Annotated in this window: 15 protein-coding genes; 8 read left to right on the top strand and 7 right to left on the bottom strand. The window is 60.8% G+C overall.

Going from position 1 to position 14,953, the window contains the following annotated elements; translation table 11 throughout:
- Nucleotides 1-44 precede the first annotated feature (44 nt).
- Complete coding sequence (msrB, locus tag C9383_RS08240) at nt 45-437, bottom strand: peptide-methionine (R)-S-oxide reductase MsrB (RefSeq protein ID WP_060753272.1); 393 nt, start codon at nt 435-437, stop codon at nt 45-47.
- A gap of 187 nt (nt 438-624) precedes the next feature.
- On the opposite strand from msrB, the gene C9383_RS08235 reads away from it, so the two are divergent.
- The gene (locus C9383_RS08235; protein ID WP_025857865.1) at nt 625-1,836 is read left to right on the top strand and encodes a pyridoxal phosphate-dependent aminotransferase; all 1,212 of its coding nucleotides are present in this window, start codon (nt 625-627) and stop codon (nt 1,834-1,836) included.
- A 304-nt stretch (nt 1,837-2,140) separates the two neighbouring features.
- Nucleotides 2,141-3,028 (top strand): protease HtpX, encoded by an 888-nt coding sequence (htpX, locus tag C9383_RS08230; RefSeq protein WP_060753271.1) that lies wholly within the window; start codon nt 2,141-2,143, stop codon nt 3,026-3,028.
- A gap of 54 nt (nt 3,029-3,082) precedes the next feature.
- Here the strand turns inward: htpX and C9383_RS08225 are convergent, their stop codons facing one another.
- Complete coding sequence (locus C9383_RS08225) at nt 3,083-3,739, bottom strand: thiopurine S-methyltransferase (RefSeq protein ID WP_090366012.1); 657 nt, start codon at nt 3,737-3,739, stop codon at nt 3,083-3,085.
- A 102-nt stretch (nt 3,740-3,841) separates the two neighbouring features.
- Between C9383_RS08225 and C9383_RS08220 the strand changes: the two genes are divergently transcribed.
- On the top strand, nt 3,842-4,609 hold the full coding sequence (locus tag C9383_RS08220; protein ID WP_060753269.1) for a DODA-type extradiol aromatic ring-opening family dioxygenase: 768 nt from the start codon (nt 3,842-3,844) through the stop codon (nt 4,607-4,609).
- A gap of 70 nt (nt 4,610-4,679) precedes the next feature.
- Here the strand turns inward: C9383_RS08220 and C9383_RS08215 are convergent, their stop codons facing one another.
- Nucleotides 4,680-6,353, bottom strand: a complete 1,674-nt coding sequence (locus tag C9383_RS08215) for a DEAD/DEAH box helicase (protein WP_016972326.1) — start codon at nt 6,351-6,353, stop codon at nt 4,680-4,682.
- Nucleotides 6,354-6,775: 422 nt separating this feature from the next.
- Here C9383_RS08215 and C9383_RS08210 point away from each other — a divergent pair, with 422 nt between their 5' ends.
- On the top strand, nt 6,776-7,567 hold the full coding sequence (locus C9383_RS08210) for a crotonase/enoyl-CoA hydratase family protein (protein WP_090366014.1): 792 nt from the start codon (nt 6,776-6,778) through the stop codon (nt 7,565-7,567).
- A 98-nt stretch (nt 7,568-7,665) separates the two neighbouring features.
- On the opposite strand, the gene C9383_RS08205 is transcribed toward C9383_RS08210, so the two are convergent.
- Nucleotides 7,666-8,421 carry a spermidine synthase gene (locus tag C9383_RS08205; RefSeq protein ID WP_060753267.1) on the bottom strand — a complete coding sequence of 252 codons (756 nt, stop codon included), beginning with the start codon at nt 8,419-8,421 and terminating at the stop codon, nt 7,666-7,668.
- Nucleotides 8,422-8,543: 122 nt separating this feature from the next.
- Here C9383_RS08205 and C9383_RS08200 point away from each other — a divergent pair, with 122 nt between their 5' ends.
- Nucleotides 8,544-9,890: a class II 3-deoxy-7-phosphoheptulonate synthase gene (locus tag C9383_RS08200; RefSeq protein WP_090372218.1), complete on the top strand. Its 1,347-nt coding sequence runs from the start codon at nt 8,544-8,546 to the stop codon at nt 9,888-9,890.
- 113 nt (nt 9,891-10,003) lie between these two features.
- Here the strand turns inward: C9383_RS08200 and C9383_RS08195 are convergent, their stop codons facing one another.
- On the bottom strand, nt 10,004-11,233 hold the full coding sequence (locus C9383_RS08195) for a winged helix-turn-helix domain-containing protein (protein WP_090366015.1): 1,230 nt from the start codon (nt 11,231-11,233) through the stop codon (nt 10,004-10,006).
- Nucleotides 11,234-11,278: 45 nt separating this feature from the next.
- Nucleotides 11,279-11,485 (bottom strand): DUF1127 domain-containing protein, encoded by a 207-nt coding sequence (locus C9383_RS08190; RefSeq protein ID WP_235863171.1) that lies wholly within the window; start codon nt 11,483-11,485, stop codon nt 11,279-11,281.
- A 70-nt stretch (nt 11,486-11,555) separates the two neighbouring features.
- Between C9383_RS08190 and C9383_RS08185 the strand changes: the two genes are divergently transcribed.
- Nucleotides 11,556-12,437: a LysR substrate-binding domain-containing protein gene (locus C9383_RS08185; RefSeq protein ID WP_090366019.1), complete on the top strand. Its 882-nt coding sequence runs from the start codon at nt 11,556-11,558 to the stop codon at nt 12,435-12,437.
- Here C9383_RS08185 and C9383_RS08180 read toward each other — a convergent pair.
- Nucleotides 12,427-13,176: a sulfite exporter TauE/SafE family protein gene (locus C9383_RS08180; protein WP_090372221.1), complete on the bottom strand. Its 750-nt coding sequence runs from the start codon at nt 13,174-13,176 to the stop codon at nt 12,427-12,429. The genes C9383_RS08185 and C9383_RS08180 overlap by 11 nt on opposite strands.
- Nucleotides 13,177-13,283: 107 nt before the next feature.
- Between C9383_RS08180 and C9383_RS08175 the strand changes: the two genes are divergently transcribed.
- Together C9383_RS08175 and C9383_RS08170 are read left to right on the top strand one after the other, a co-directional pair.
- On the top strand, nt 13,284-14,234 hold the full coding sequence (locus tag C9383_RS08175; protein ID WP_060753263.1) for a LysR family transcriptional regulator: 951 nt from the start codon (nt 13,284-13,286) through the stop codon (nt 14,232-14,234).
- Nucleotides 14,235-14,312: 78 nt separating this feature from the next.
- Nucleotides 14,313-14,765, top strand: coding sequence for a MarR family winged helix-turn-helix transcriptional regulator (locus C9383_RS08170; protein ID WP_090366021.1), 453 nt, complete (start codon nt 14,313-14,315; stop codon nt 14,763-14,765).
- Nucleotides 14,766-14,953 lie beyond the last annotated feature (188 nt).

The following is a 14,953-nucleotide window of genomic DNA, read 5'->3' as shown; positions in this document are numbered from 1 at the left end:
GTATTCACGAGCAAGCCCGCACACAATTGAAGGTCGTTGCCGGTCTAACGCGGTACCAGGTCCAGGCACACCGAATTGATGCAGTAACGCAGGCCGGTCGGCGGTGGGCCGTCCGGGAACACATGGCCCAGATGGGCATCACACTTGGCACAGGTGACTTCGGTACGGATCATGCCGTGGCTGACATCGCGGATCTCGATCATCGCGCTGTCGGCAATCGGCGCGTAGAAACTCGGCCAGCCGCATCCCGAATCAAATTTCGTGGTGGAGTCGAACAGCGGCTCATTGCAGCAGACGCAGTGGTACACGCCGTCGGTCTTGGTGCCATTGTATTTGCCGCTGAAAGGTCGCTCGGTGCCCTTGAGACGGCACACGTTGTACTGCTCCGGATCGAGCATCGCCTTCCATTCATCAACGGTTTTCTGCAACTTTTCCATCGGTACACCTCGGCAACTGAAAAACCCTGATCTGTGTCTTTTCCATGGATCAGGCGGCACGTATGATTGCGCCTCTTCAAAACGCCAGTCTGGCACCCACGCTACCGGCATTCAAACGTATTTATCGGATTCACAGTACGGTAGTGTCCACACCGTCTGGATCGTTCATTTTCAGGATCACATCGCCATGCAGGTCAGCAAATCGAACAAGCTCGCCAACGTCTGCTACGACATTCGCGGCCCGGTGCTCAAGCACGCCAAGCGCCTGGAAGAGGAAGGCCATCGCATCCTCAAGCTGAACATCGGCAACCCGGCGCCCTTTGGTTTCGAAGCGCCGGACGAAATTCTCCAGGATGTGATCCGCAACCTGCCGACCGCCCAGGGCTACAGTGACTCCAAGGGCCTGTTCAGCGCACGTAAAGCCGTGATGCAGTACTACCAGCAGAAGCAGGTCGAAGGTGTCGGCATCGAAGACATCTACCTGGGCAATGGGGTGTCCGAGCTGATCGTGATGTCCATGCAGGCCCTGCTCAACAATGGCGACGAAGTCCTGGTGCCGGCTCCGGATTATCCGCTGTGGACCGCCGCCGTAACCCTCGCCGGCGGCCATCCGGTGCACTATCTGTGTGACGAAGGCGCCGACTGGTTCCCGGACCTGGCCGACATCAAGGCCAAGATCACCCCGAACACCAAGGCTCTGGTGATCATCAACCCGAACAACCCCACCGGTGCCGTGTACTCCAGGGAAGTGCTGCTGGGCATGCTTGAACTGGCGCGCCAACACAACCTGGTGGTGTTCTCCGACGAGATCTACGACAAGATCCTCTACGACGACGCCGTGCACGTGTGCACCGCCTCCCTGGCACCGGACCTGTTGTGCCTGACCTTCAACGGTTTGTCCAAGTCCTACCGCGTCGCCGGTTTCCGCTCCGGCTGGATCGCCATCTCGGGCCCCAAGCACAACGCCCAGAGCTACATCGAAGGCATCGACATGCTGGCCAACATGCGCCTGTGTGCCAACGTGCCGAGCCAGCACGCGATCCAGACCGCCCTTGGCGGGTATCAGAGCATCAATGACCTCGTGCTGCCCCAGGGCCGCCTGCTGGAGCAACGCAACCGTACCTGGGAGCTGCTCAACGCGATTCCTGGCGTCAGTTGCGTGAAACCCATGGGAGCGTTGTATGCCTTCCCGAGGATCGACCCGAAAGTGTGCCCGATCCTCAACGACGAGAAGTTCGTGCTCGACCTGCTGCTGTCGGAAAAGCTGCTGGTGGTCCAGGGCACCGCGTTCAACTGGCCATGGCCGGATCACTTCCGGGTAGTGACCCTGCCGCGCGTGGATGACCTGGACATGGCCATTGGTCGCATCGGCAACTTCCTCAAGTCCTATCGCCAGTAATGGATCTATCGCTGTACGGCCCTCATTCGGTCGTACAGCGAGCATCTGGCAACACTTCTCTGCCCTGCTTCTCCGTCCTCCCTGTGGTTGCCCCCACTAATCGGCAAGCCCCCTATAATTACGGGACGGCAGGGTAAAAGTGGGGTGATGGAGGCAAGCTTGGTGGGTCAGAAAATCCTTTCAAGGCTCTACGTTCAGGCTGTAGGACACAGTTTGAAATAGTCGCTCGGTTGAATCACCCCATCCCGCACCTTATATACCCCGCAGTACGCGACATATTAAGCCTGAGGAGAACTCTACAACCATGATGCGCATCCTGCTGTTTTTGGCCACTAACCTGGCGGTCGTGCTGATTGCCAGCATCACCCTGAGCCTGTTCGGCTTCAACGGGTTCATGGCGGCCAACGGGGTTGACCTGAACCTCAATCAGCTGCTGGTTTTCTGTGCGGTCTTTGGTTTCGCCGGCTCGCTGTTCTCGCTGTTCATCTCCAAGTGGATGGCGAAGATGAGCACCAGCACCCAGGTCATCACCCAGCCACGCACCCGACATGAGCAATGGTTGTTGCAGACCGTTGAGCAGCTGTCCCGTGACGCCGGCATCAAGATGCCCGAGGTAGGCATTTTCCCGGCTTATGAGGCCAACGCATTCGCCACCGGCTGGAACAAGAACGACGCGCTCGTCGCGGTGAGCCAGGGCATGCTGGAACGCTTCTCGTACGACGAAGTGAAAGCGGTGCTGGCCCACGAGATCGGCCATGTGGCCAACGGTGACATGGTCACCCTGGCATTGGTACAAGGGGTGGTGAACACCTTCGTCATGTTCTTTGCGCGAATCATCGGCAACTTTGTCGACAAGGTGATCTTCAAGAACGAAGAAGGCCGCGGTATCGCCTATTACGTGGCGACCATCTTTGCCGAACTGGTACTGGGCTTCCTGGCCAGCGCAATCACCATGTGGTTCTCGCGCAAACGGGAATTCCGTGCAGACGAAGCCGGTGCCCGCCTGGCCGGCACCGGGGCAATGATCGCAGCGCTGCAACACCTGCGCTCCGAGCAGGGCCTGCCGGTACACATGCCGGACAGCCTGACGGCATTCGGCATCAACGGCGGCATCAAACAGGGCATGGCTCGCCTGTTCATGAGCCACCCACCGTTGGAAGAGCGGATCGACGCATTGCGCCGTCGCGGCTGATTCCCGGTAACGCAAAAGGGGCGATTATATCGCCCCTTTTTTTTTGACCGTGGTTTATACCCTGGTTAACCGATAAGCGCGCTCTTCAAGGCGAGTGACGCCATCCTGCACAAACTTCCAGCTTTCACCCAGGATGTCCTGCTCCTGCAACACCTCCAGCGCCCACCGCTCACCCAATAGCTTGTGCACTTCCTCGTCAGTCACCGCAAACGGCGGCCCGGCTTTTTGCATCTGCTCGTAATCCAGAGTGATCAACAGCCCCTGGCAACCTGGCCGCAACAGCGTATTCAGATGCTCGGCGTACTGCACACGCATCAACGGCGGCAACGCGATCAAGGCGGCGCGGTCATAGAGCGCAGTGCAATCAGCCAACGGCTCAGCGCCCAAGGCAAAAAAATCACCACACCAGATTTCGATCAGACCCGCCTGATACACCTTGAACACCCCCCGCTCGCTGATTCGCGGGGTCAGGTTCTGCTCGCTGAAAAACGCTTCGACCGCCTGCTCCGACAGCTCCACACCCAACACCCGCAACCCTTGGCTGGCCAGCCACATCAAGTCCAGGCTCTTGCCACACAGCGGCACCAGCACCTTGGAGCCTTCAGCGACGGCCAATAGCGGCCAGTGTCGTTGCAGATAAGCGTTGACCTGCGGCAGGTGAAAGCCGATCTGATTGCGCGCCCAGCGTTCCCGCCAAAATTTGGGTTCCATGAATCACCCTGAAAATTCGATCAAAAGGGGTTAAAACTTATATTAGATTTAGATCAATGATCTGATTGAAGATGAGCCATGTTAACGCTCAGGACCCGACTTATGCTCCCTAGCCTGTTTATTTCTCATGGATCTCCCATGCTTGCCCTGCAACCCGGCGCCAGCGGCCCGGCACTCCAACGCCTTGCCGCCGAACTGCCACGGCCGAAGGCGATTGTAGTGGTGTCGGCGCATTGGGAAAGCGACCAGTTGCTGGTCAGCGGCAGCGCTGCCCCGCAAACCTGGCATGACTTCGGCGGTTTCCCACGTGAGCTGTTTGCCGTGCAGTATCCTGCGCCCGGCAACCCGCAATTGGCTGGCCGGATTGTCGAACTGCTGCATGCCGATGGTCTGGATGCGCGCATTGATGAGCGCCGCCCCTTTGACCACGGGACTTGGGTGCCTTTGTCGCTGATGTACCCGGCGGCGGATATCCCGGTGGTCCAGGTGTCCCTGCCCAGCCGCATGGGCCCTGCCCTGCAAACCCGGGTCGGACATGCCCTCGCCGAGCTGCGTGAACAGGGCATCTTGCTGATCGGCTCCGGCAGCATCACCCATAACCTGGGTGAACTGGACTGGCATGCGGGGCCGCAGAGCATCGAACCCTGGGCTCGGGACTTCCGTGACTGGGTGGTGGACAAGCTTGCCGCCGACGATGAGGCGGCCTTGCATGATTACCGTCGCCAGGCACCGAATGCGGTACGCAGCCATCCCAGTGATGAACACCTGCTGCCGCTGTACTTTGCGCGCGGCGCCGGAGGGACATTCAGCGTGGCACACCAGGGCTTCACTATGGGAGCACTGGGCATGGACATCTATCGCTTCGGTTAACCTCCGGGCAAAAAAAATCCCCGAACCAGTCGGGGATTTTTTAGGTGCGACCAATCAGCCCAAGGGCGGATCAATCTTCGCGGTAGCGACGCAGTTTGAGCTGCTTGCCGGCAACGCGTGTGTCTTTCAGCTTGGCCAGCAGTTTTTCCAGGCCGTCTTCCGGCAGCTCCACCAGAGAGAAGCTGTCACGCACCTGGATACGACCGATGGCTTCACGTGCCAGGCCACCCTCGTTGAGGATAGCGCCCAGCAGGTTCTTGGCAGCAATACCATCACGCGCACCCAGCGCGGTACGGCAACGAGCACGGCCTTCAGCCAATGGCACCGGAGCACGACGCTCACGATCACCACGGTCTGGACGGTCACCGGAACGCTCTGGACGATCACCGCGTGGGGCGCTGTTCGGCACCAGTGGGCGTTCTTTCTCGATGGCCGCCAGGGTCAGGGCCTGACCGTTGGTGGCTTTACGCAGCAGGGCTGCAGCCAGGGCGCGCGGGGTGCAACCGATATCGGCGGTCAGGCGGTCCAGCAGGTCGCCATGGGTCGATTCAGCGTCAGCCACCAGCGGTGACAGGCTGTTGGTCAGCTTCTTGATGCGAGCATCCAGAACTGCCTGGGCATCCGGCAGGCGGACTTCGGCAACTTTCTGACCGGTTACGCGCTCGATGACTTGCAGCATGCGACGCTCACGTGGAGTCACCAGCAGCAGTGCACGGCCTTCGCGACCCGCACGGCCGGTACGGCCGATACGGTGAACGTAGGACTCCGGATCGTACGGCATGTCAACGTTGAACACGTGAGTGATGCGTGGAACGTCGAGACCACGAGCCGCCACGTCGGTTGCGACAACGATGTCCAGGCGACCATCCTTGAGGGAGTCGATGACGCGCTCACGTTGGTTCTGGGCGATGTCACCGTTCAGCGCAGCGGCCTTGTAGCCTTTGGCTTCCAGGGCACTGGCCAGGTCCAGGGTCGCTTGCTTGGTGCGCACGAACATGATCAGGGCATCGAAGTCTTCGACTTCCAGCAGGCTCAATACAGCCGAGGTCTTCTGGTCAGCGTGAACCAACAGGTGAGCCTGTTCGATCGCGGTAACGGTCTGAGTCTTGGTCTGGATCTTGACGTGCTCAGGATCGCGCAGGTGGCGTTCGGCAATGGCACGGATCGACTGTGGCAGGGTGGCCGAGAACAGTACGGTCTGACGAGTCGGTGGCAGAGCCTTGAAGATGACTTCCAGGTCATCCATGAAGCCCAGTTTCAGCATTTCGTCAGCTTCGTCGAGAACCAAGTGGTTCACGGTCGACAGGACTTTTTCGTCACGACGCAGGTGGTCGCACAGACGGCCCGGAGTGGCGACAACGATCTGTGCGCCATTACGGATTGCCTTGAGTTGTGGGCCCATGGGCGCGCCGCCGTAAACGGCCACAACGGTTACGCCCGGCATTTGCTTGGCGTAGGTTTCAAAGGCGGTTGCTACTTGCAGCGCCAACTCACGGGTTGGCGCCAGGATCAGGGCTTGCGGTTCGCGCTTGGCAGGATCGATGCATTGCAGGATAGGCAGGGCGAAGGCAGCGGTTTTACCGGTACCGGTTTGCGCCTGGCCAATCATGTCTTTGCCGGCCATGATGATCGGGATCGATTGCTGCTGAATCGCCGAAGGCTCTTCGTAGCCGGTCGCTGCGACGGCTGCAAGAATATTCGGGTTAAGATTAAAAGCGGCGAAGCCGCCGGTTTCCTGGGTCATGGGTCTGCCTCTAAGTGCATCCGCAAAGACCCATGCTCCAAAGCTGCGCATGCCGTGTTGAGACTCAAGAGTCGCCCTGGCTGCTTTGTCGGCGGGGATTTGCGAAAACGAATGAATGAAAAAGATTCGTCAAGGAAGAGTCCGCTGTGCGGACGTGCAGCCGAAGCTGACTTCGGGGAATTGCGCTACCTAAACGCGGCCCGGTTAAAGGCCGGCGCGCACTATACCGGAAATAGCTGAAAAAGGGAGCTTTTTTTATCGCAAAGCACTGATAAACCGCGCTGTATCACAGCCTTTGCAGAGAAGAGCGGCAAGGTCTATTTTTCAAAGGCCCGGCCCTGTTGGTCAAAACACTTAAACGGTTCACCTGCCGATTGAGACCCTTTGGTCTGAAACCCTTCCCTACGCCCGAGGGCACCCCGATGAATCAAGCCAGCAGCAGCCGCGTCAGCCGTGCACTCCAGGGCCATGTCCTGCTACTGGGCCTGGACCGGGTGGCCAAACGCAACGCCTTTGACCTCGATCTGCTCAATGCGCTGAGCCTGGCGTATGGCGAATTTGATCGAAATGATGACGCCCGGGTGGCGGTGGTGTTTGCCCATGGCGACCACTTCACCGCCGGGCTGGACCTGGCCAATGTCAGTGCCGTGATGGCCGGCGGTTGGCAGCCGCCGCTCGGAGGGTGCGATCCCTGGGGAGTGTTCACCGGCCCCCGCGTGAACAAACCGGTGATCGTCGCGGCGCAGGGCTACTGCCTGACCCTCGGGATCGAATTGATGCTCGCGGCGGATATCAATCTGTGCGCCAGCAACACGCGTTTTGCGCAGATGGAGGTCCAACGCGGGATCTTTCCATTTGGCGGCGCGACACTACGCTTTCATCAAGTCGCCGGCTGGGGCAATGCGATGCGCTGGCTGCTCACCGGCGACGAGTTCGACGCCCATGAAGCCCTGCGCCTGGGGCTGGTGCAGGAGGTGATGGCCAGCGAAGACCTGCTACCGCGCGCCATCGAACTCGCCAACCGGATTGCGCGCCAGGCGCCGCTCGGCGTGCAGGCCACGTTGATGTCGGCACGCATGGCGCGCAATGAGGGCGAGACCGCCGCGGCCGCCGCGCTGCCACCCATGGTGGAGAAGTTGCTCAACAGTGAAGATGCCAAGGAAGGAGTCCGGGCGATGATCGAGAAGCGTCCGGGGGTGTTCAAGGGTATTTGAATTGGCTGGGCCCGCCATCGGAACAAGCCCCCTCCCCCATTTGCAATGAGTTCCAAGTGTGGGAGGGGGCTTGCCCCCGATGGCGCCGGCACAGGCAACTAAGTCGCCGGCCGAATCACCTTGATCAGCGACTGCAACGAATAACCCAGGCGCGGCGCCAACGCTTCGGCGCGAGCTGAGAGTGCATCCAGGTCCAGTTCCTGATCCAGTTCGGAAGGCACCAGCAAAATCACATTGCCCTCCTTTACCGGCAGCTCCCAGTAATGCCGGTGGTACAACCCTCGCAGCAACGCCGCGCCCAGTGGCTTGCCATCGTCCGTGGCCCATTGGTTGATCACCAGCCAACCGCCAGGGTTGAGTTTCTTCTGGCAGTCTTCCAGGAACGTCCAGGCCAGGTGCCCGACACCCGGGCCGACATCGGTGTACAGGTCGACGAAAATCAGGTCGGCCGACTCGGCACTGCCAAGCAATTGCAGGGCGTCGCCAATGCGGATGTACAACCGCGGGTCATCGTCCAACCCCAGATATTCAATCGCCAGGCGCGGCACATCCGGGCGCAGCTCAATGGCTTCAACGTCTTCCAGCGGCAGGAACTTGAGGCACGCCTGGGTCAGCGTACCGGCGCCCAGGCCGAGAAACAGCGCACTCTCCGGCTGTTCATGGCACAACGCGCCAATGAGCATGGCACGGGTATAGTCGTACTCCAGCCAGCTCGGGTCGGCGGTGAATACGCAGCTTTGCTCGATGGCATCACCAAACTCGAGAAATCGGTAATCGGCCACTTCGAGCACGCGGATCATGCCGAAATCATCATGGACTTCGGCCAACAGGTGCTCGACACGCTCCTCGCTCATCACGACTCCTAATGGGTTTGCCGCTCGGCAAAGGCGCGATTGTCGGCCAAGCGGCAGCAGCAGGTCACGCACTAATTGCTGATAACATCCGCTCTACCGACAACCCAACCAACGAGTTCATGATGAGCCAACCCTGGAGTCCCGACAGCTGGCGCACAATGCCGATCCAGCAACAACCCCAGTACCCGGATGCAGCCCACTTGCTGCAAGTGGAACAAAACCTGGCGAGCTACCCGCCGCTGGTATTTGCCGGGGAAGCCCGTGAACTGCGCCGTCAGTTCGCCGAAGTGACCCAGGGCCGCGCCTTCCTGTTGCAAGGCGGCGACTGCGCCGAGAGCTTTGCCGAATTTTCCGCCGCCAAAATCCGCGACACCTTCAAGGTGCTGCTGCAGATGGCAATCGTGATGACCTTTGCCGCCGGCTGCCCGGTGGTGAAGGTCGGGCGCATGGCCGGCCAGTTCGCCAAGCCGCGTTCGGCCAACGATGAAACCATCGACGGCATCACCCTGCCCGCGTACCGCGGCGATATCGTCAACGGGATCGGCTTCGACGAAAAAAGCCGCATGCCGGACCCCGACCGTCTGTTGCAGTCCTATCACCAGTCCACGGCCACCTTGAACCTGCTGCGCGCCTTCGCCCAGGGCGGGTTCGCCGACCTGCACCAGGTACACAAGTGGAACCTGGACTTCATCGCCAACTCCGCCCTGGCCGAGAAATACAGCCAGTTGGCCGACCGCATCGATGAAACCCTGGCCTTCATGCGCGCCTGCGGCATGGACAGCTCGCCGCAATTGCGCGAAACCAGCTTCTTCACCGCCCACGAAGCCCTGCTGCTCAACTACGAACAAGCCTTCGTACGCCGCGACAGCCTGACCAACGACTATTACGATTGTTCGGCCCACATGCTGTGGATCGGCGACCGCACCCGTCAGTTGGACGGCGCCCATGTCGAATTCCTGCGCGGGGTGAACAACCCGATCGGGGTCAAGGTCGGCCCGAGCATGAACCCGGACGACCTGATTCGCTTGATCGATATCCTCAACCCGGACAACGACCCCGGCCGCCTCAACCTGATTGCCCGCATGGGCGCCAACAAGGTCGGTGATCATCTGCCCGACCTGATTCGCGCCGTGCAGCGCGAAGGCAAGCAGGTGCTGTGGAGCTCCGACCCGATGCACGGCAACACCATCAAGGCCAGCAGCGGCTACAAGACCCGCGACTTTGCGCAGATCCTCAGTGAAGTGAAGGAGTTTTTCCAGGTTCACCAGGCCGAAGGCAGTTATGCCGGCGGGATTCATATCGAAATGACCGGGCAGAACGTCACCGAATGCATCGGCGGCGCACGACCGATCACCGAAGATGGTTTGTCGGATCGTTATCACACCCACTGCGACCCGCGGATGAACGCCGATCAGTCCCTGGAGCTGGCGTTTTTGATTGCTGAAACATTGAAGCAGGTCAAGCGCTGAGGTTTGAGCCGCCGGCACTGACGCCATCGCGAGCAAGCCCGCTGCCACATTTGCCCACGTACATCCTTTGGAACGCGGTCGAGTGTGGGAGCGGGCTTGCGCGCGAAGAGGCCCTAAACACCACCCTCCCCATAAAGCATCGCTCGCCGCAAGCGGTCGGCACTCGGTCTCTGGCAATTGAGCTGCACCTGCTCCAGCCCAAGCCAGTCGGCCATCTGGCGCAAATTAAGCGCCAGCGCCAACATTCCCTGCTCATCCAAGCCCGGCTCTTCCTCGTGCACCGCATGCACAGCCAACTGACCGTTAGCGCGCTCGGCGCGCAGATCCACGCGCGCCGCTATCCGCTCGCGATGCAGAAACGGCAGCACGTAGTAGCCATACACGCGCTTGTCTTGCGGGGTGTAGATCTCCAGTCGATAACGGAAATCAAACAATCGCTCGGTACGGCTGCGCTCCCAGATCAGCGAATCGAAGGGCGACAGCAATGCACTGGCCGCCACCTTGCGCGGCACTTTCGGCTCGGGCAGACAATACGCCGCAGCCTTCCAGCCTTGTACGCGGCAGGTCAGCAACTGCCCTTCTTCAACCAACTCCGCCAGGCGCTTGCGACTGTCGGCAGGGTCCAGGCGAAAGTAGTCGCGCAAGTCCTTTTCAGTGGCCACCCCCAACGCCGTCGCGCTGTGCAACAACAAGCTGCGCTGGGCTTGCGCCTCGTCCACCGAGGCGCGAGGCATTTCGCCGGGGATCACCCGCTCCGGCAAATCATAGAGCCGCTCAAAACCACGCCGCCCCGCAACGGTGACCAGGCCTGCGGCAAACAGCCATTCCAGCGCGTGTTTTTCCTCACTCCAGTCCCACCAGGGCCCAGCGCGCTCCTCGCGGGTCGACAAACTGCCCGCCCCCAACGCGCCTCGTTGCTCGACGGTGCGCAGGACGCGCTGGATAGTGGCCTGCTGCTCGCGCCCGAAACGCGCCATCTGCGCATAGATACCCTGCCCCTGCCTGGCCCGCTCCATGCGCCAGCGCAGCAGCGGGTACAGCGCCATAGGCAGCAACGATGCTTCATGCCCCCAGTATTCGAATAGCGAACGATGGCGCCCCTGGCTCCAGGCGGCCTGCTCGAGGATCGATGGCGAGTAATTGCCCAGACGGGAAAACAGCGGCAGGTAATGGGAGCGCACCAGCGCGTTGACCGAATCGATCTGCAACACACCCAGACGTTCGATCAAGCGGTTGAGGTGTGTTGCCTTGATCAGGGCAGGCGCCTGGCGCCCGGAAAAACCCTGGGCGGCCAGCGCCATGCGTCGAGCTTGCTTGAGTGAGAAAGACAGGTCGACGGGCATGGGAATCTCCAGGGGAACTCGCCCACCACCCTACTGCATCCTGGCTCACTTTTGCAGGGGATCCTGCCAAAAGTGCAAGTGCCGCTCCTGCTCCACATCGGCACGATTGAGCCCAATGTCCTTGAGCGCGTCGTCACTCAGGCTCGCCAGCATCTGACGCTCGTGATAGAGCGTCTGCCAGCGCGCCAGGGCATGCAACAGCCCGGAAAACGGACGCTTCGCCATCAACACAAAACCGGTTTGACCTTTCATCTTTTCGCCCTCCTGTGGGGATGACGAAAGTGTGTGCCAGGCACTATGATCAATCCAACGAATGTTTCTTATGCAATACATCTCGGAGATTGATCAATTGTCCAGTTTCCCAAGTATCGACACCGAGGTGCTGCGCACCTTCGTCGCCATCGCCGACCAAGGCGGTTTCACGCGGGCTGGAGAGCTGGTCAACCGAACGCAGTCGGCGGTGAGCATGCAGATGAAGCGCCTGGAGGACGACGTCCTACAGCGCAAGCTGTTCGAACGCGACGGTCGCCAGGTGCGGCTGACTCCCGAAGGCCAGGTGCTGCTGGGCTATGCCCGGCGCATCCTGAAATTGCACAGCGAAGTGTTCAACACCCTGCGTGAACCGCATATGGTGGGGCTGGTGCGCATCGGCACACCGGACGATTACGTGATGCGCTTCCTGCCGGGCATTCTCAAGCAGTTTTCCAAGGCGTATCCGCTGATTCAAATCGAGATGCACTGCGAATCGTCAACGGTGCTGATGCAGCGACATGACCTCGCATTGACTGTGGTCAGCCGCGAACCTGGCAACGAAATCGGCGAGTTGTTGCGTACGGAGCGCATGGTATGGGCGGCATCACCCTGCTTCTGCGTAGACGAGCACGAAGCCCTGCCGCTGGCGATGTCTGGCGCGGATTGCCTCTACACGCAATGGGCGCGCTCCGCGCTGGATGCGGCCGGACGGGATTATCGCCTGGCCTACCACAGCTCCAACGTGGCGGCGATCCAGGCGGTGGTCAATGCTGGCCTGGCGGTCATGGTCAGCATGGAAAGCCTGGTGACCGACGACCTGCGCATACTGGGCAAGGACGAGGGTCTCCCGCCATTGCCCTCGATGAATCTGCACCTGCTGCGCAACCCGCAGATGACCTCGCCCATCACCGAATGCCTGGCAGCGTACATCCTCGAAGGCTTCAAACCTTAAAGGTCAGCATCACCGCGCACACCACGAGGAACGCGCAGAACAGGCCACGCAACACGCGTTCCGGCAGTGCATGGGCGACCTTCACGCCCCAACTGATACTGAGCAGGCCGCCGATTGCCAAGGGGATGCCGATCATCCAATCCACTTGGTGGTGCCAGGCATAGGTCACCAGGGTCACGCCGGTGCTGGGCAGCGCCAAGGCCAGCGACAAACCTTGCGCGACCACCTGAGTGGTGCCGAACAGGCTGGTCAGCACCGGCGTGGCAACCACCGCGCCACCGACCCCAAACAACCCGCCCATGGAGCCTGAGACCGCACCGAGCACCCCCAGCCACGGCCAGGAATAACGCATCTGTGCAGTCGGCGGCGCATTGCGGGTGAACATGCGCACCAGGTTGTACGCCGAGAGCGTCAGCAAGAACGCGATAAACCCCACGCGCATGGCACCGGCATCCAGGCCCACCGCCCAGATCGAACCGAGCCAGGCGAAGCTGAAGCCCATGACGCCCAAGGGCAATGCATGGCGTAATTCGATGCGATTGCGCTGGTGGTAGCGCCACAGAGCCAGCATCACGTTGGGCACCACCATCACCAACGCCGTACCTTGGGCGATCTGCTGATCCAGGCCGAACAACACGCCCAGCACCGGAATCGCAATCAGCCCCCCACCAATGCCGAACAGGCCGCCCAACGTGCCGAGGGCCGCACCCAGTAGCCCATACATCACAAAATCCAACACCGCCATCACTCCACACTTCCGGTCTGTGCATGCTACGCAGTCGGCCCTGGCGCGGAAACGCACAGCAACGCACAATGGCTTTGCCAATTTCGCATAAGCGCTCAGTGATGAATCCCAATACGCTCACCGACCAACTGAGCCTGTTTCTGGATGTATTGGAGACGGGCAGTTTTTCCGCCGCAGCACGCCGCCATCCCCTGACGCCCTCGGCGGTCGCCCGACGTATCGACAGCCTGGAAAGCTCTGTGGGCAGCCGCCTGTTCCTGCGCAGCACCCACGCGGTGGTACCCACGCCGGCAGGCCTGGCCTTTGCCGAGCGGGCGCGCCGGATCGTCGGTGAGTTGCAATTGGCCCGGGCTGAAGCGGTGTCCTTGAGCCATGCGCCGGAAGGCCTGATTCGTGTGGATGCGCCGGCGGCCTTTGGGCGGCGGCACCTGGCCCCAGTGATTGCGGATTTTTTGAATGTATATCCCGGGCTGGATGTGCACCTGCACCTGATCGACAGCTTTGTCGATATGCAGGGTGCACACTTGGGCAAGGTCGACCTGGTGCTGCGCGCCGGGCATATCGTCGACACCCGCCTGATCGCCACCCCTCTGGCCAGCATCGTACGTATCGCCTGTGCCAGTCCGGCCTATCTGAAAGCGCGGGGTACACCCACCCACCCCCGAGAGCTGAGCGAGCACGACGGCCTCGACTGGGACGGCCTGGCGCCGATGTTCGCCTGGCGCTTCGAGCTGGACGGGCGCCGCGCCACCTATCGCCCGCAGCGCATCCGCATGAGTGCCAATAATGCCGAAGCCCTGCTGTCCGGCGCGTTGGCCGGGCTGGGGATTGCCCACCTGCCCACCTGGCTGGCCAGTGAATACCTGGTCCGTGGCGAGTTGCTGCCCCTGTTCTGCGAAAACGGCCTGCCCAGCCCGGAAACCGCCGGGATCTATGCGCTGCGCCTGGAGCAACAGGCCAATGCGCGCAGCCGGTTGTTGCTCGAGTACCTCAAATCCCGCTTCAGCCCGGTGCCGCCTTGGGATCTGGCACTGCAAAGCGGTCTGGTTTGACCGCCGGGATAGAATTACCTGGCGCATTAAACATTTGCCCGCTAGATTCCAGGCAATACCCGCTTTCGAGACACCGCCATGAGCAAAAACCCTGACCCTTGCCAATCCCTGATGCTGGACAACCAGCTGTGCTTCGCCCTGCACTCCACCTCGTTGCTGATGACCAAGGTCTATAAGCCACTGCTGCAAGCCCTCGGCCTGACCTATCCGCAATACCTGGCCATGATGGTGCTGTGGGAAGAGGACGGTTTGACCGTCAGCGAAATCAGCAATCGCCTGCTGACCGATCCGGGCTCGCTCACCCCGCTGCTCAAACGCCTGGAAGCCGAGGGCTTGCTCAGCCGCACCCGCAACCGCGAGGATGAGCGGGTGGTGGTCGTGGAACTGACGGACAGCGGCCGCGCCCTGCAGGATAAAGCCATGGGGATTCCCCAGTGCATCCTCGGCGCCAGTGGTTTGGAGCTGGAGCAATTGCGCAAGCTGCAGGCTGACCTGGTTGCCTTGCGCAGCAACCTGCAAAGCTCAATCTAATCGCGGTGAAGCCGCGACCAAACTCTGTAGTGAGCGGGCTTGCCCCGGTACAAACCGGGGACATCGTTTACATTTCTAACCGGGGACATGGTTTACAGGCTAATACGCATGATCAGGAGGTAACTGATCATGCCCTGGAACCAAGAGTCCCCTATGAACCAACGAATCAAGCTGGTCGTCGACTGGCT

Origin of the sequence: Pseudomonas palleroniana (assembly GCF_003031675.1) — a bacterium.
GTDB classification, from domain to species: Bacteria; Pseudomonadota; Gammaproteobacteria; order Pseudomonadales; family Pseudomonadaceae; genus Aquipseudomonas; species Aquipseudomonas palleroniana.
The sequence above is the reverse complement of the archived record's forward strand: the minus strand, read 5'-3'. Positions and strand labels throughout refer to the sequence as shown.

Excerpts from the sequence above, each read along its gene's own strand:
- C9383_RS08210 (WP_090366014.1), top strand. The coding sequence starts at position 6,776 with ATGAATCAAGCCAGCAGCAGCCGCGTCAGCCGTGCACTCCAGGGCCAT.
- htpX (WP_060753271.1), top strand. The coding sequence starts at position 2,141 with ATGATGCGCATCCTGCTGTTTTTGGCCACTAACCTGGCGGTCGTGCTG.
- C9383_RS08195 (WP_090366015.1), bottom strand. The coding sequence starts at position 11,233 with ATGCCCGTCGACCTGTCTTTCTCACTCAAGCAAGCTCGACGCATGGCG.
- C9383_RS08215 (WP_016972326.1), bottom strand. The coding sequence starts at position 6,353 with ATGACCCAGGAAACCGGCGGCTTCGCCGCTTTTAATCTTAACCCGAAT.
- C9383_RS08190 (WP_235863171.1), bottom strand. The coding sequence starts at position 11,485 with ATGAAAGGTCAAACCGGTTTTGTGTTGATGGCGAAGCGTCCGTTTTCC.
- C9383_RS08225 (WP_090366012.1), bottom strand. The coding sequence starts at position 3,739 with ATGGAACCCAAATTTTGGCGGGAACGCTGGGCGCGCAATCAGATCGGC.
- C9383_RS08175 (WP_060753263.1), top strand. The coding sequence starts at position 13,284 with ATGAATCCCAATACGCTCACCGACCAACTGAGCCTGTTTCTGGATGTA.
- msrB (WP_060753272.1), bottom strand. The coding sequence starts at position 437 with ATGGAAAAGTTGCAGAAAACCGTTGATGAATGGAAGGCGATGCTCGAT.
- C9383_RS08205 (WP_060753267.1), bottom strand. The coding sequence starts at position 8,421 with ATGAGCGAGGAGCGTGTCGAGCACCTGTTGGCCGAAGTCCATGATGAT.
- C9383_RS08200 (WP_090372218.1), top strand. The coding sequence starts at position 8,544 with ATGAGCCAACCCTGGAGTCCCGACAGCTGGCGCACAATGCCGATCCAG.
- C9383_RS08235 (WP_025857865.1), top strand. The coding sequence starts at position 625 with ATGCAGGTCAGCAAATCGAACAAGCTCGCCAACGTCTGCTACGACATT.
- C9383_RS08170 (WP_090366021.1), top strand. The coding sequence starts at position 14,313 with ATGAGCAAAAACCCTGACCCTTGCCAATCCCTGATGCTGGACAACCAG.
- C9383_RS08220 (WP_060753269.1), top strand. The coding sequence starts at position 3,842 with ATGCTCCCTAGCCTGTTTATTTCTCATGGATCTCCCATGCTTGCCCTG.
- C9383_RS08185 (WP_090366019.1), top strand. The coding sequence starts at position 11,556 with ATGCAATACATCTCGGAGATTGATCAATTGTCCAGTTTCCCAAGTATC.